At 72.8% G+C, this 14,834-nt stretch carries 15 protein-coding genes; 3 read left to right on the top strand and 12 right to left on the bottom strand.

Annotation, left to right across the window (positions count from 1 at the left end; genetic code table 11):
- Positions 1-16: 16 nt before the first annotated feature.
- Genes carB through pyrR form a run of 5 tightly spaced genes read right to left on the bottom strand, consistent with a single transcriptional unit; the run spans position 17 to position 7,322 of the window.
- A complete protein-coding gene (gene carB, locus ACH4T9_RS25380) occupies positions 17-3,364 on the bottom strand; it encodes a carbamoyl-phosphate synthase large subunit (RefSeq protein WP_396673851.1) in 3,348 nt (1,115 codons plus the stop codon).
- Positions 3,357-4,541, bottom strand: a complete 1,185-nt coding sequence (carA, locus tag ACH4T9_RS25385; protein WP_396673852.1) for a glutamine-hydrolyzing carbamoyl-phosphate synthase small subunit — start codon at positions 4,539-4,541, stop codon at positions 3,357-3,359. The genes carB and carA overlap by 8 nt, the downstream gene beginning before the upstream one ends.
- The gene (locus ACH4T9_RS25390) at positions 4,538-5,815 is read right to left on the bottom strand and encodes a dihydroorotase (RefSeq protein WP_396673853.1); all 1,278 of its coding nucleotides are present in this window, start codon (positions 5,813-5,815) and stop codon (positions 4,538-4,540) included. The genes carA and ACH4T9_RS25390 overlap by 4 nt, the downstream gene beginning before the upstream one ends.
- The gene (locus ACH4T9_RS25395; protein WP_396673854.1) at positions 5,812-6,738 is read right to left on the bottom strand and encodes an aspartate carbamoyltransferase catalytic subunit; all 927 of its coding nucleotides are present in this window, start codon (positions 6,736-6,738) and stop codon (positions 5,812-5,814) included. Before ACH4T9_RS25395 ends, ACH4T9_RS25390 begins: the two co-directional genes overlap by 4 nt.
- On the bottom strand, positions 6,735-7,322 hold the full coding sequence (gene pyrR / locus ACH4T9_RS25400; RefSeq protein WP_396673855.1) for a bifunctional pyr operon transcriptional regulator/uracil phosphoribosyltransferase PyrR: 588 nt from the start codon (positions 7,320-7,322) through the stop codon (positions 6,735-6,737). The genes ACH4T9_RS25395 and pyrR overlap by 4 nt, the downstream gene beginning before the upstream one ends.
- A gap of 283 nt (positions 7,323-7,605) precedes the next feature.
- On the opposite strand from pyrR, the gene ACH4T9_RS25405 reads away from it, so the two are divergent.
- Entirely contained in the window at positions 7,606-8,094 is a 489-nt protein-coding gene (locus ACH4T9_RS25405; RefSeq protein ID WP_091436620.1) for a transcriptional regulator, read from the top strand.
- A gap of 80 nt (positions 8,095-8,174) precedes the next feature.
- Here ACH4T9_RS25405 and nusB read toward each other — a convergent pair whose 3' ends face one another.
- From nusB to aroB, 4 genes are all read right to left on the bottom strand, one after another.
- The gene (gene nusB, locus ACH4T9_RS25410) at positions 8,175-8,585 is read right to left on the bottom strand and encodes a transcription antitermination factor NusB (RefSeq protein WP_396674064.1); all 411 of its coding nucleotides are present in this window, start codon (positions 8,583-8,585) and stop codon (positions 8,175-8,177) included.
- Between the two features lie 23 nt (positions 8,586-8,608).
- Positions 8,609-9,166, bottom strand: coding sequence for an elongation factor P (gene efp / locus ACH4T9_RS25415; RefSeq protein ID WP_396673856.1), 558 nt, complete (start codon positions 9,164-9,166; stop codon positions 8,609-8,611).
- A 73-nt stretch (positions 9,167-9,239) separates the two neighbouring features.
- On the bottom strand, positions 9,240-9,689 hold the full coding sequence (aroQ, locus tag ACH4T9_RS25420) for a type II 3-dehydroquinate dehydratase (RefSeq protein ID WP_396673857.1): 450 nt from the start codon (positions 9,687-9,689) through the stop codon (positions 9,240-9,242).
- Positions 9,690-9,922: 233 nt separating this feature from the next.
- Complete coding sequence (gene aroB / locus ACH4T9_RS25425) at positions 9,923-11,002, bottom strand: 3-dehydroquinate synthase (protein WP_396673858.1); 1,080 nt, start codon at positions 11,000-11,002, stop codon at positions 9,923-9,925.
- 164 nt (positions 11,003-11,166) lie between these two features.
- On the opposite strand from aroB, the gene ACH4T9_RS25430 reads away from it, so the two are divergent.
- Positions 11,167-11,721: a DUF2243 domain-containing protein gene (locus ACH4T9_RS25430; RefSeq protein WP_396673859.1), complete on the top strand. Its 555-nt coding sequence runs from the start codon at positions 11,167-11,169 to the stop codon at positions 11,719-11,721.
- Entirely contained in the window at positions 11,718-12,503 is a 786-nt protein-coding gene (locus ACH4T9_RS25435; protein ID WP_396673860.1) for a cytochrome c oxidase assembly protein, read from the top strand. The genes ACH4T9_RS25430 and ACH4T9_RS25435 overlap by 4 nt, the downstream gene beginning before the upstream one ends.
- Positions 12,504-12,528: 25 nt before the next feature.
- Here ACH4T9_RS25435 and ACH4T9_RS25440 read toward each other — a convergent pair whose 3' ends face one another.
- The 3 genes from ACH4T9_RS25440 to ACH4T9_RS25450 form a co-directional block, all read right to left on the bottom strand.
- Positions 12,529-13,041, bottom strand: a complete 513-nt coding sequence (locus ACH4T9_RS25440) for a shikimate kinase (protein ID WP_396673861.1) — start codon at positions 13,039-13,041, stop codon at positions 12,529-12,531.
- Positions 13,038-14,216: a chorismate synthase gene (gene aroC, locus ACH4T9_RS25445; protein WP_396673862.1), complete on the bottom strand. Its 1,179-nt coding sequence runs from the start codon at positions 14,214-14,216 to the stop codon at positions 13,038-13,040. Before aroC ends, ACH4T9_RS25440 begins: the two co-directional genes overlap by 4 nt.
- Positions 14,217-14,501: 285 nt before the next feature.
- On the bottom strand, positions 14,502-14,810 hold the full coding sequence (locus ACH4T9_RS25450; RefSeq protein ID WP_396673863.1) for a hypothetical protein: 309 nt from the start codon (positions 14,808-14,810) through the stop codon (positions 14,502-14,504).
- Positions 14,811-14,834: the final 24 nt, after the last annotated feature.

A 14,834-nucleotide genomic window follows, 5' to 3' on the forward strand; every position in this document is an offset into this window, starting at 1 on the left:
GTCACACCACCGCGGGTCATCGGGTGGCTCGGAGGGTGGCGTGCAGGTCCTGGAGGGGGCGGACCTGCATGTCGCCGCGGATGTGGGCCTCGATGCCCATCACCGCCGCCGCCGCGCCCGGGACGGTGGTGATGCAGGGGATGTCGGCCGTCACGGCGGCGCTGCGGATCTCGTAGCCGTCGGAGCGGGCGCTCGCCCCGGAGCCCTGCGGGGTGTTGACCACCAGCGCCACGTCGCCGCCGAGGATCATCGAGACCGCGTCCTCGCCCGCGCCGGACTCGTAGTGCTTGCGGATCTGCTCGCAGGCGATGCCGTGCCGGCGCAGCACCTCGGCGGTGCCGGTGGTGGCGACGATCTCGAAACCCAGGTCGGCCAGGCGCTTGATCGGGAAGATCATGCCGCGCTTGTCCCGGTTGGCCACCGAGACGAAGATCTTCCCGGCGGTCGGCAGCGACCCGTACGCGGCGGCCTGGCTCTTGGCGAAGGCGTGGCCGAAGTTCGTGTCGATGCCCATCACCTCGCCGGTGGACTTCATCTCCGGGCCGAGCAGCGAGTCGATGCCCTTGCCCGACGGGGTGCGGAACCGCTTGAACGGCAGCACCGCCTCCTTCACCGCGATCGGCGCGTCGGCCGGCATCGTCCCACCGTCGCCGGTCGGCGGGAGCAGCCCCTCGGCGCGCAGCTCGGCGATGGTGGCGCCGAGTGCGATCCGGGCCGCCGCCTTGGCCAGCGGCACCGCCGTGGCCTTCGACACGAACGGGACCGTCCGGGACGCCCGCGGGTTCGCCTCTAACACGTACAGCACGTCGTCCTTGAGCGCGTACTGGACGTTGAGCAGGCCGCGCACCCCCACGCCCCGGGCGATCGCCTCGGTGTACCGGCGCACCTCGGTCAGGTGCGAGCCGGCCAGGGTGATCGGCGGCAGCGCGCAGGACGAGTCGCCGGAGTGGATGCCGGCCTCCTCGATGTGCTCCATCACCCCGCCCAGGTACACCTCGCCGTCGGCGTCGCACAGCGCGTCCACGTCGATCTCGATGGCGTCATCGAGGAACCGGTCGACCAGCACCGGGCGGTCCGGGGAGATCTCGGTGGCCCGGCCGATGTAGTCGCGCAGCGTCGGGTCGTCGTAGACGATCTCCATGCCCCGCCCGCCCAGCACGTACGACGGGCGGACCAGCACCGGGTAGCCGATCTCCTCGGCGATCGCCTTCGCCTCCTCGTACGAGGTGGCCATGCCGTGCGCGGGGGCGCGCAGCCCGGCCCGGGCCAGCACCGACCCGAACGCGCCGCGCTCCTCGGCCAGGTGGATCGACTCCGGCGAGGTGCCCACCACCGGCACGCCCGCGTTCTTCAGCCGCTGCGCCAGGCCCAGCGGGGTCTGCCCGCCGAGCTGCACGATCACCCCGACCACGCCCGGTCCGCCGGCCGCCCGGCCGGACGAGTCCTCGGCGTGCCAGACCTCCAGGACGTCCTCGAAGGTCAGCGGCTCGAAGTAGAGCCGGTCGGCGGTGTCGTAGTCGGTGGAGACGGTCTCCGGATTGCAGTTGACCATCACCGTCTCGTAGCCGACCGCCCTGAGCGCCATCACGGCGTGCACACACGAGTAGTCGAACTCGATGCCCTGGCCGATCCGGTTCGGCCCGGAGCCCAGGATGAGCACCTTGGGCCGGTCCGACGGCGCGACCTCGGTCTCGGAGTCGTACGTCGAGTAGTGGTAGGGGGTGGTCGCCTCGAACTCGGCGGCGCAGGTGTCGACCGTCTTGTAGACGGGCCGGATGTCGAGGCGGTGGCGCAGCGTGCGTACCCCGTCCTCGGCGGCCAGCTCCGGACGGAGCGCGGCGAGCTGCCGGTCGGACAGACCGGCCCGCTTGGCCCGGCGCAGCAGGTCGCCGTCGAGCACCGGGGCGTCCACGATCTCCGCCCGAAGCTCCACCAGCGCCGCGATCTGGTCCAGGAACCACGGGTCCACCCCGCCGGACGCGGCGGCGACCTCGGCGATCGACGCGCCGAGGCGCAGCGCCCGCTCGACGGTGTACAGCCGGCCGTCGTGCGGGACGCGCAGCGCGGCGAGGGTGTCCTCCCTCGTCGCCCCCTGCGGATCCGGCACGCTCCAGAATCCGCCTGCCTTGGTCTCCATCGAGCGCATCGCCTTGTTCAGCGCCTCGGTGAAGTTGCGCCCGAGGCTCATCGCCTCGCCCACCGATTTCATGGTGGTGGTCAGCTCCGGGTCCGCGCCGGGGAACTTCTCGAACGCGAACCGGGGAATCTTCACCACCACGTAGTCCAGGGTCGGCTCGAACGCCGCCGGGGTCTTGTGCGTGATGTCGTTGGGGATCTCGTCGAGGGTGTAGCCGATGGCCAGCTTCGCGGCGATCTTCGCGATCGGGAAGCCGGTCGCCTTCGACGCCAGCGCCGAGGAGCGCGACACCCGGGGGTTCATCTCGATCACGACGATCCGGCCGTCGGCCGGGTTCACCGCGAACTGGATGTTGCAGCCGCCGGTGTCCACCCCGACCTCGCGCAGCACGGCGATGCCCAGGTCACGCAGGCGCTGGTACTCCCGGTCGGTCAGCGTCATGGCCGGGGCCACGGTGACGCTGTCGCCGGTGTGCACGCCCATCGGGTCGATGTTCTCGATCGAGCAGACCACCACCACGTTGTCGTTGCGGTCGCGCATGAGTTCGAGCTCGTACTCCTTCCAGCCGAGCACGCTCTCCTCGATGAGCACCTCGTGCACCGGGCTGGCGGTCAGCCCCGCCCCGGCGATCCGCGCCAGGTCGGCATCCGTGTGCGCCATGCCGGAGCCCAGGCCGCCCATGGTGAACGACGGCCGGATCACCACCGGCAGGCCCAGCTCGGCGACGGTGGCCTCGACCTCGGCCATGGAGTGGCAGACCCGGGAGCGCGGCACCAGGCCGGTCGGGTCGGCGATGCCGATCCGGGCACCGGCCTTCGCCACGACGTCCTTGAAGAGCTGCCGGTCCTCGCCCCGGTTGATGGCGTCGATGTTCGCGCCGATCAACTCCACGCCGTACTTCTCCAGCACGCCCGCGGAGTGCAGGGCGACCGCGGTGTTCAGCGCGGTCTGCCCGCCGAGGGTGGCCAGCAGGGCGTCGGGGCGTTCCTTGGCGATGACCAGCTCGACGAACTCCGGGGTGATCGGCTCGACGTACGTGGCGTCGGCGAACTCCGGGTCGGTCATGATGGTCGCCGGGTTGGAGTTGACCAGGCTGACCCGGATCCCCTCGCTGCGCAGCACCTGGCACGCCTGGGTGCCCGAGTAGTCGAACTCGCAGGCCTGCCCGATGACGATCGGCCCGGAGCCGATCACCAGGATGTGCTTGAGATCGGTCCGCTTAGGCATTCGTGCGCCCCTCGCTGTGGGTCCGGCCCTCGATGAGCTCGGCGAAGCGGTCGAAGAGGTAGTCCGCGTCGTGCGGGCCGGCCGCTGCCTCCGGGTGGTACTGGACGGTGAAGGCGGGCACGTCCCTCGCCCGCAGCCCCTCGACCACGTTGTCGTTGAGGCAAACGTGCGACACCTGGACGCCGCCGAACTCGGTCTCGATCACCTGGTCGGGGACGACCGCGCCCGGGGCCTGCGCTGCGCCGGGCTCCTGGTCGCGGCCCGGCCAGGCGACCGCGAAGCCGTGGTTGTGGCTGGTCACCTCGACCTTGCCGGTGACCCGGTCGAGCACCGGCTGATTGATGCCGCGGTGGCCGTAGCCGAGCTTGTACGTGCCGAAGCCCAGCGCCCGGCCGAGGATCTGGCTGCCGAAGCAGATGCCGAACAACGGGATCCGCCGGCTCAGCACCTCCCGGGCGAGCCCGACGGGGCCGTCCGCGGTGGCCGGGTCGCCCGGACCGGGTGAGATGAACACCGCGTCCGCACCCGTGGCGAGCAGGTCGTCGATGCTCGACGAGGCGGGCAGCACGTGGGTGGTGACCCCGCGCGCGGCGAGCCGGCGCGGCACGTTGCGCTTGATGCCGAGGTCCAGGGCGGCCACGGTGAACCGGTGCGCGCCGTCGGCCTCGACCACGTACGGCTGCGGCGTGGTCACCTCGGCGGACAGGTCCGCGCCGACCATCTGCGGCGCCTGGCGGACCCGGGCCAGCAGGGCGCGCGGGTCGTCGTCGATGCTGGAGATGCCGACCCGCATCGCGCCGCGCTCGCGCAGGTGCCGGGTCAGCGCCCGGGTGTCCACCCCGCCGATGCCGACCACGCCCTCGGCGGCGAGCCGGTCCTCCAGCCCGCCGGTGGCCCGCCAGTTCGAGCCGATCCGGGCCGGGTCGCGGACCACGTACCCGGCGACCCAGATCCGGCCGGACTCGTCGTCCTCGCCGTTGACGCCGGTGTTGCCGATGTGCGGCGCGGTCTGCACCACGACCTGCCGGTGGTAGGACGGGTCGGTCAGGGTCTCCTGGTAGCCGGTCATGCCGGTGTTGAAGACCGCCTCGCCGAAGGTCTCCCCGACGTTGCCGTACGCCTCGCCGTGGAACGTGCGCCCGTCCTCAAGGACCAGGATCGCGGAACGCCTTCTCATTTAACTGCCTTTCCGTCCAGGACCGTCGGCTCGCCGCGCAGGAAGGTCGCCACGATGCGACCCGGGAGCGTCATGCGGGCGTACGGGGTGTTGCGACTGCGGCTGGCCAGCTCGGCGGGCTCGACGACCCGCCGGGCGGCCGGGTCGACCAGGGTGAGGTTGGCCGGGACGCCGGGGGCCGGGTCGAGGCCGTGGGAGTCGAGCCCGGCGATCCGGGCCGGGGCGCGGGACATCCGCTCGGCGATCAACTCCCACTGCGGGCCGAGCACGTCCAGGGCGATCGACAGCGCCGTCTCCAACCCGAGCATGCCCGGCCGGGCGTACGCCCACTCGCACTCCTTGTCCTCCACGGCGTGCGGGGCGTGGTCGGTGGCGATGATGTCGATCACGCCCTCGGCGAGGGCGGCGCGCAGCGCGGCGATGTCGGTGGCGGTGCGCAGCGGCGGGTTGACCTTGTACACCGGGTCGTACGTCTCCGCCTTGGAGTCCGTCAGCAGCAGGTGGTGCGGGGTGACCTCGGCGGTGACCCGGACGCCTCGGGCCTTGGCCTGGCGCAGCACCTCGACGCTGCCGGCCGTGGAGACGTGGCAGACGTGCAGCCTGCTGCCGACGTGCTCGGCGAGCAGCACGTCCCGGGCGATGATCGCCTCCTCGGCGACCGCCGGCCAGCCGGTCAGCCCGAGCCGGGTGGAGACCTCGCCCTCGTGCATCTGCGCGCCCTCGGTGAGCCGGGGCTCCTCGGCGTGCTGGGCGATGATCCCGTCGAACGCCTTGACGTACTCCAGGGCCCGGCGCATCAGCATCGGATCGGCGACGCAGTGCCCGTCGTCGGAGAAGATCCGCACCCGGGCCGCCGAGTCGGCCATCGCGCCCAGCTCGGCCAGGCGCTCGCCGGCCAGCCCGACGGTGACCGCGCCGATCGGCTGCACGTCGACCAGGCCGGCCTCCCGGCCGAGCCGCCAGACCTGCTCGACCACCCCGGCGGTGTCGGCGACCGGGGAGGTGTTGGCCATCGCGCAGACCGCCGTGTATCCGCCCAGAGCCGCCGCCCGGGAGCCGGACTCGACGGTCTCGGCGTCCTCGCGGCCCGGCTCGCGCAGGTGGGTGTGCAGGTCGACCAGGCCGGGCAGGGCGACCAGCCCGGTGCCGTCGACCACGGCGGCGTCCGGCGCGCGCAGCCCCGCGCCGGTGGCGGCGACGACGCCGTCGCGGATCAGCAGGTCGGTCGGCGCGGCGCCGACGACGCTCACGTTGGTGATCAGGTACGCGGTCACAGCTTGTTCCCCCCGAGCAGGAGATAGAGGACGGCCATCCGCACGGAGACCCCGTTGGCGACCTGTTCGACGATGGTGGAGCGGGGCGAGTCGGCGACCTCGGGCGTGATCTCCATGCCCCGGTTCATCGGCCCGGGGTGCATGACGATCGCGTGTTCGGGCAGCCGACGCATCCGCGGCCCGTCGAGCCCGTAGCGGCGGGCGTACTCGCGGGCGGAGGGGAAGTAGGAGTCGTTCATCCGCTCCCGCTGCACCCGCAGCATCATCACCACGTCCACGTCGGGGAGAACGACGTCGAGGTCGTAGGAGACGTCGGTGCCGGGGGCGAGGGCGGCGGCGATGTCCACCGGGATGAGGGTGGGCGGGCCGACCAGGGTGACCTTCGCGCCGAGGGTCGACAGCAGCAGCACGTTGGAGCGGGCCACCCGGGAGTGCAGCACGTCCCCGACCACCGCGACGTGCAGGCCGGCGAGCCGGCCCAGCCGGGAGCGCATCGTGTACGCGTCGAGCAGCGCCTGGGTGGGGTGCTCGTGGGTGCCGTCGCCGGCGTTGACCACCGACCCGTCCACCCAGTCGGCCAGCCGGTGCGGCGCGCCGGAGGCGGGGTGCCGGACGACCACCGCGTCGGCCCCCATGGCCTGGAGGGTGAGCGCGGTGTCCTTCAGGCTCTCCCCCTTGGCGACGCTGGAGCCCTTGGCCGAGAAGTTGATCACGTCGGCGCTGAGTCGCTTCGCCGCCGCCTCGAAGGAGATCCGGGTCCGGGTGGAGTCCTCGTAGAACAGGTTCACCACGGTCCGGCCGCGCAGCGCGGGCAGCTTCTTGACCTCGCGCCCGGCGACGGTGGCCATCTCGGCCGCGGTGTCCAGGATCTGGGTGGCGGTGGCGGCGTCCAGGTCTGCGCCGGAGAGCAGGTGACGGATCATGAGGGGAGCGCCTCTCCGTACAGCCGGACCTCGTCCGCGCCGTCGGTCTCGGCGAGGGTGACCCGCACGCTCTCGGCCAGCGCGGTCGGGATGTTCTTGCCGACGTAGTCGGCGCGGATGGGCAACTGCCGGTGGCCCCGGTCGACCAGCACGGCGAGCTGCACCGAGGCGGGGCGGCCGACGTCGCCGAGCGCGTCGAGTGCGGCCCGGACCGTGCGGCCGGAGAACAGCACGTCGTCGACGAGGACGACCCGCTTGCCGTCGATCCCGCCGGGCGGAAGCTGGGTCGGTCCGACCGCGCGGGTGGCGTTGCGGCGCAGGTCGTCGCGGTAGAGGGTGATGTCGAGCACACCCACCGGAACGGCGACGTCCTCGAAGGTGCTGATCCGGGCGGCGAGGCGCCCCGCCAGCGGCGCGCCCCGGGTGGGGATGCCGAGCAGCACGGTGTCGGCGGCGCCCTGGGTCTTCTCCAGGATCTGGTGGGCGATGCGGTCCACCACGCGCGAGACGTCCGCTGCGGTGAGGATCACCTTCACCGAGGGTTGTCGCGGTGGCGACGGGTGGGCAGCCGGTGGGTAGGCCACGGCGGACCTCCTTCCCCGCCTCACGGGACGGGTCGTTAAAGGATGTCTGGCACCTCCGGCGGACCGCGAACGGCCCGGGCCGGGGCTTCACGCCACGTTACCAGCGGTCACGGGCCCCTCCGCCGCCGGCACTGACCCCAGGATCAGGGTGGCGAATCGGGATAACTCACCCTGCGCTCCCAACAGCAGGGTCACGACCACTTGACCACGTGTCGCAATCCCCGTACCGTCACGCTCCGTAGCGATCGCTGGGAGAACCCCGAGCAGCACTGGGAGTGTCCGAATGCCCTCTGAATACGCCAAGTCGCTGGGTGCCCGCCTGCGCTCCATCCGCCAGCAGCAGGGCCTGTCCCTGCAGGGGGTGGAGGAGAAGTCGAACGGGCGGTGGAAGGCCGTGGTGGTCGGCTCGTACGAGCGCGGTGACCGCGCCGTCACGGTGTCCCGCCTGGCCGAGCTGGCCGACTTCTACCGGGTGCCCGTCTCCGAGCTACTGCCCGACGGCAGCGGAGTGCGTCACGAGCCCACCAGCAAGATCGTGCTGGACCTGGAGCGGCTCTACGACGAGGCCTCCGAGGAGCTGGCCTACGTCGCCCGGTACGCCCGCGCCATCCAGCAGCAGCGCGGCGACTACAACGGCCGGGTGCTCTCCATCCGCGCCGACGACCTGCGTGCCCTGGCGATCGTCTACGACGCCTCGCCGTCCGGGCTGATCGAGCGCCTCACCGAGCACGGCGTGCTCGTCGCCGACCCGCGGGCGTTCTTCGCCTCCTGACCGGGGTCGACAGTCGGAAGGGCCCGTGCCGGTAGGCACGGGCCCTTCCATCGTCGTACGGGTGCGGCGACGCCGTCGGCTCAGCGGGTGGCGTACTCGGCGATCCGGCCGAGCACCCCGTTGAGGAAGCGCGGCGAGTCGTCGGTCGACATCTGCCGGGCCAGTTCGACGGCCTCGCTGATCGCCACCGGGTCGTCGAGCTCATCGACGTAGAGCAGCTCGTACACCGCGATCCGGGCCAGGTTGCGGTCGACGACCGGCATCCGGTCCAGCGTCCAGCCCTCGGCGTAGCTGGCGATCAGCTCGTCGATCCGGTCCAGGTGCGCGGCCACCCCCTCGACGAGGCCGACCGCGTACCCGAGGTGCTCCGGGTGGGGCTTCTCGATCCGCTCGAGGTAGCCGGCGAGCACCTCCACCGGAGGCCGGTTGCGCAGGTCGGCCTCGTAGAGCACGTCCAGCGCCCGCTTGCGCGCCTTGCGGCGTGCCGGCATCTGCTGCTTGGCGCCCTCGGCCATCAGGCGCGGCCGAGGTAACGGCCGTCGCGGGTGTCGACCTTGATCTTCTCGCCGGTGGTGATGAACAACGGCACAGGCACGGTCGCGCCGGTCTCGACGGTCGCCGGCTTGTTGCCGCCGGTGGAGCGGTCGCCCTGGAGGCCCGGCTCGGTGTAGGTGACCTCCAACACGACAGAGGTCGGCAGCTCGATGTACAGCGGCACGCCCTCGTGGGTGGCGACGGTCGCCTCGGCCTCGGGGAGGAGGTAGTTGGCCGCATCCCCCACGGTGCCGTCGGGGACGGTGATCTGGTCGAACGTCTCCAGATCCATGAAGACGTAGTCTTCGCCGTCGGCGTAGAGGTACTGCATGGTGCGCTTGTCCACGGTCGCAGTTACGACCTTGGTGCCCGCGTTGAAGGTCTTGTCGACCACCTTGCCGGACAGCACGTTCTTCAGGGTGGTACGCACGAATGCGCCACCCTTACCGGGCTTGACGTGCTGGAACTCGACGACGGACCAAAGCTCTCCGTCGAGGTTGAGTACCAGGCCGTTCTTCAGGTCGTTGGTGGAGGCCATTTCCTGCCTTGATCATCAATTGGCGGACAGACCTGGCAAGTCTACTGCCTGCCGCCGCCGGCCGTGCCCGCCGTCAACCGCCGGCCGCCTCCGCGCCCGGGCGGGCCGCCAGGTGGTGCAGGGCAAGACGGTAGCCGTCGACGCCCAGGCCGCAGATCACGCCGGTCGCCACGGCGGAGACCACCGAGTGCCGGCGGAACTCCTCGCGGGCGTGGATGTTGGAGATGTGCACCTCGACGAGAGGGCCCCGCAGCATCGCGCAGGCGTCCCGGACCGCGATCGAGTAGTGCGACCAGGCGGCCGGGTTGAGCACCACCGCCGCGCCCTCGTCGGCCGCCTCGTGCAGCCAGCCGACCAGCTCGTGCTCGGCGTCGGTCTGCCGGACCACCACGTCCAGCCCCAGCTCCCGGCCGGTCTCGGCGCACAGCGTCACCAGGTCGGCGTAGCTGGTCGCCCCGTACACGTCGACCTGGCGGGTGCCCAGCCGGCCCAGGTTCGGCCCGTTCAGCACGTACACCCTCATGCTCTACCGCCCTTCGTTCGCGACTGCGGGGCTCCGCTCCGCTGCACTCCTCGCACTCACCGGCACCGCCCTTCGTTCGCGACTGCGGGGCTCCGCTCCGCTGCACTCCTCGCGCTCACCGGCACCGCCCTTCGTTCGCGACTGCGGGGCTCCGCTCCGCTGCACTCCTCGCACTCACCGGCACCGCCCTTCGTTCGCGACTGCGGGGCTCCGCTGCGCTGCACTCCTCGCGCTCACCGGGGGCTGACCCCCCCGTAGGCGGCGTGCAGCAGCTCGTCGTCCGGGCCCTCCAGGATCGTCGGGCGGGCCAGGCCGTCGAGCACCACGAACCGCAGCCGCGAGCCGCGGGTCTTCTTGTCCACCCGCATCGCGGCCAGCAGCTGCGGCCACGCGTCGGCCCGGTAGCCGGTCGGCAGCCCGAGCGCCGTGAGCACCGTGCGGTGCCGGGCCGCAGTCGCGGCGTCCAGCCGGCCGGCCAGCCGGGCCAGCTCGGCCGCGTAGACGAGGCCGACGGCGACGGCGTGCCCGTGCCGCCAGCGGTACCTCTCCACCTTCTCGATCGCGTGGGCCAGGGTGTGGCCGTAGTTGAGCACCTCACGCACCCCGGACTCGCGCAGGTCGCCGGAGACCACGTCGGCCTTGACCCGGATCGCCCGCTCGACCAGCTCCCGCACCACCGGCGAGGTCGGGTCGGTGGCCGCGGCCCGTTCCCGCTCGACCAGGTCGAGGATCACCGGGTCGGCGATGAACCCGCACTTGACCACCTCGGCCAGGCCGGCCGCCAGGTCGGCCGGCGGGAGGCTGTCGAGCACCGTGAGGTCGCACAGCACCCCGACCGGCGGGTGGAAGCCGCCGACCAGATTCTTGCCGGCCGCGGTGTTGATCCCGGTCTTGCCGCCGACGGCGGCGTCGACCATGCCGAGCAGCGAGGTCGCCACCGCCACCCAGCGCACCCCGCGCAGCCAGCAGGCCGCGACGAAGCCGGCCAGGTCGGTGACCGCGCCGCCGCCCACCCCGACCACCGCGTCGGTACGGGTGAAGCCCGCCTCGCCGAGCCGATCCCAGCACGCGGCGGCCACCTCGACGGCCTTGCCCGCCTCGGCGTCCGGCACCTCCAGGGTCAGCGGGGTCATCCCGGCGGCGGCCAGGCGGGCGCCGAGCGCGTCGGCCAGCCCCTTCAGCGGCGGCGCGTGCAGCACCGCCACCCGGGTCGCGTCGGGCAGCAGCGTCGGGAGCGCGTCGAGCAGGTCGCGCCCCACCAGCACGTCGTACGGCCGCTCGCCGCCGACCGGAATACGGGTCACCTCGTCCATCGCCCGGCAGCCTAGTCCAGCCGGCGGGGGCCCGGCGGCGACTGTCCACTCCGTGGCGGGCGGATCGTCACCGGGGCGTGACCTGCACGGCTCGGCAGCGTTTAGCCAGGAGAAGCGGGGGGCAGCGTCAACACGCACCGGCCTACGAGGCGGAGGTACCCGCGATGACCACACCCACGACCGACGACACCGACACCCGAGCGCCCGCCACGATCGACGGCGCCGACATCCGGGTGCCCGCCACCATCCTCGGCGTCGGCCTCGGCGGCTTCGCCGACGGGATCGTGCTGCACCAGGTGCTCCAGTGGCACCACATGCTCAGCAGTACCGGAAGCGACAACGTCGGGGTGAAGGCGTACCCGGTGGACACCGTGCCCGGGCTGGAGATGAACACCCTGTGGGACGGGATCTTCCACGTCGTGACCTGGGTGGCGGTGCTGGCCGGCCTGGCCCTGCTCTACTCCCGGGTGACCCGGTCCCGGGGCCGGCTGTGGCGCTCCCCCGTGCTGTGGGGCTGGGCGCTGGTCGGCTGGGGGCTGTTCAACCTCGTCGAGGGGGTCGTCGACCACCACCTGCTCGGCATCCACCACGTGCGCGGCGGCGAGTACCAGACCTGGTGGGACCTCGGGTTCCTGGCGCTCGGCGCGGCGTTGGTCGCCGGCGGCTGGCTGGTGCAGCGGCGCGGCACGGCCGTGGACCTCTGCGCCGACCGGCGGTGACCCCGGCCCACGCCGGCCACGACGCGTTCGCCCCAGGGCCGGCGCTGCTCGTACCCCTGGCGCTGTTCTGGGTCTACCTCGCCGCCGCGCTGCGACAGCGGGGCCCGGGCGGCGGCGGGTGGCCGCACCGGCGGACGGCGGCCTTCGGCGCCGGCGCGGGCCTGCTCGCGGTCGGGCTCGCCCTGCCGGCGGGCGGCTTCGCCGGGCACGCATGGCAGCACCTGCTGATCGGCATGCTGGCGCCGCTGGGGCTGGTGCTCGGCGCGCCCGGCACCCTGCTGCTGCGCACCGTCGACCGCCGGCGCGGCCGGGCGCTGGTCCGGCTGCTGCGCCGGCCGGCCCTGGCCGCGCTCGCCCACCCGGTCACCGGCCTCGCACTGACCGTCGGCGGGCTGTACCTGCTGTACCTGACGCCGCTGTACCGGGCCACGGTGGCGCACCCGGCGGCGCACCACCTGGTGCACCTGCACTTCCTGCTCGCCGGCTGCCTGTTCACCTGGTCGGTCGCCGGCCCCGACCCCGGCCCGCACCGGCCCCGGGTGCCGGTCCGGCTGGTGGTGCTCGGCGTCGCCGTCGCCGCCCACGCCGCCCTCGCCCAACTCCTGTACGCCGGGCTCGCCGTGGACGTGCCGGGACCGCCCGAGCAGCTCCGGGCCGGGGCGACGGTCATGTACTACGGGGGCGACCTCGCCGAGATCGCCCTCGCCCTGGCGCTGCTCGCCACCTGGCGACCGGTGCGGAAGGGCCCGAGGCCGGCGCGTCCGGTGGTGGCCCGTTCCTGACCCCTCACCCCGGTGCCGGGTGGGGTCAGGGCTTGACCAGGGCCACGATCTCGGCGGCGAGTTCCTCCGGGGCCCGCCCGTCGGTCACCACGGTCGCGGTCGCCACCTCGGCGTAGAGCGGGCGGCGCTGGTCCATCAGGTATTTCAGCGTCGCCCGCGGGTTGATCGCCAGCAGCGGCCGGCCGGCGCCCAGCCCGACCCGCTTCACCGCGTCGGGCAGCTCGACGCTCAGGTGCACCACGGTGTGCCCGATGAGGGCGGCCCGGTTCTCCTCCGCGAGCACCGCGCCGCCGCCGAGGGCGAGCACCCCCGCGCAGGAGGCCAGCGCCGCGGCGGTGGCGGCCCGTTCGAGGGTACGGAAGTGCGCCTCCCCCTCGTCGATGAAGATCTCCGGGATCGGCTTGCCGGCCAGCTGCTCGATGTCGGCGTCGGTGTCCCGGAATTCCACCCCGAGCAGCGCGGCGAGCGCCGTCCCGACGGTGGTCTTGCCGGAACCCGGCGACCCGACGAGGACGACCACCGGCCGCGTCCGGTTCACCGGATCACCAGGGCGTCGAGGTAGCCGGCCAGGTTCCGGCGGATCTCGGCCACCGAGTCGCCGCCGAACTTCTCCGTGGCGGCCTCGGCGAGCACAAGTGCCACCATCGCCTCGGCGACCACGGCGGCGGCCGGCACGGCGCACACGTCGGAACGCTGGTTGATCGCCGTCGCCGCCTCCCCCGTGGTCACGTCGACGGTGGCCAGGGCCCGGTTCAGCGAGGAGATCGGCTTCATGGCCGCCTTCACCCGCAGCGGCTCGCCGGTGGTGATGCCGCCCTCCAGGCCGCCGGCCCGGTCGGTGACCCGGCGCACCCCGGTCGCGGTGGGAATGATCTCGTCGTGCGCCTCGGAGCCACGGGAGCGGGCCTGCTGCCAGCCGTCGCCGATTTCCACGCCCTTGATCGCCTGGATCGACATCAGCGCGGTGGCGAGCCGGGCGTCGAGCTTGCGGTCCCACTGCACGTGGCTGCCCAGGCCCGGCGGCACCCCGTACGCCAGCACCTCGACCACGCCGCCGAGGGTGTCGGCGGCCTTCTTCGCGGCGTCGACCTCGGCGACCATCCGGGCGCTGGCCTCCGCGTCGAGGCAGCGCAGCGGGTCGGCGTCGATGCGCTCGGCGTCCTGCGGCGTCGGGCGCAGCCCCGGCTTCACGGCGACCGGGCCCAGCTCCACCACGTGCGAGACGATCTCGATGCCGAGGGCCTGCTTGATCAGGGCCTTTGCCACGGTGCCGACGGCCACCCGGGCGGCGGTCTCCCGGGCGCTGGCCCGCTCCAGAATGGGACGGGCGTCGGTGTGGCCGTACTTCTGCATGCCGGCCAGGTCGGCGTGGCCCGGGCGGGGGCGGGTCAGCGGCGCGTTGCGGGCCTGCTGGGCCAGCTCGTCGGGGTCCACCGGATCGGCGGCCATCACCGTCTGCCACTTGGGCCACTCGGAGTTGCCGATCCGGACGGCCACCGGGCTGCCCAGGGTGACGCCGTGCCGGAGCCCGCCGATCACCTCGATCTCGTCCCGCTCGAACGCCATCCGGGCGCCCCGGCCGTAGCCGAGGCGGCGGCGGGCCAGCTCACCGGCGATCTCGCCGGTGGTCACCTCGATCCCGGCGGGCACGCCCTCCATCATCGCGACGAGGGCGGGACCGTGCGATTCACCTGCAGTCAGCCAACGCAACACGTCGGCAAGTCTGTCACGACCGGGTTACGTCCCACCGCACCGCCCGCCGTGTCCCGCCCTGCGGACGCCGCGCCCGCCCGCCGCCTCGGTGTCCGACACCGTCCCGGCCCTCGGCAGGCGGCCACAGGGCGACCGAACTGCCGACGACACGCTACCGACGTCCCGGGCCGTCGGGGGCGCGGGCGGGCCAGTCGATCGACGGCAACCCGCGCACGTCGATCTCCACCCGGCTGCCCGCGCCCCACGACGGCCTCATGTCCTACCTCTCCTTCTTGCTACGGCTGCTCAGTGCCGGTTCTCCTGCTTGCGCCGAACGATCCAACACGCCCGGATCACGGTGCCCCCGGCGCCCAATGCCAAGGCCAGCCTGACTGCCGATGCCGCGTTCGTCGGCAACGACATCGACGTCTGGATGATCGTGGTGACCACAACGAGGATCCCGAGCAGGCCGGACACCACCATCAGGCCACCGGCGCGACGAGCGACGACGGCATCGACGGACGGGTTCGGTACGACCTTCCGCGTGTGGACCAGCGCGCCGACGGTTATCAGCAGGATCGCCAGCAACGCGGTCAGCATCTGGGTCCAGATCATCCCATCACCACCCATCTAGATCAG

Origin of the sequence: Micromonospora sp. NPDC020750 (assembly GCF_044334565.1) — a bacterium.
Lineage (GTDB): Bacteria > Actinomycetota > Actinomycetes > Mycobacteriales > Micromonosporaceae > Micromonospora.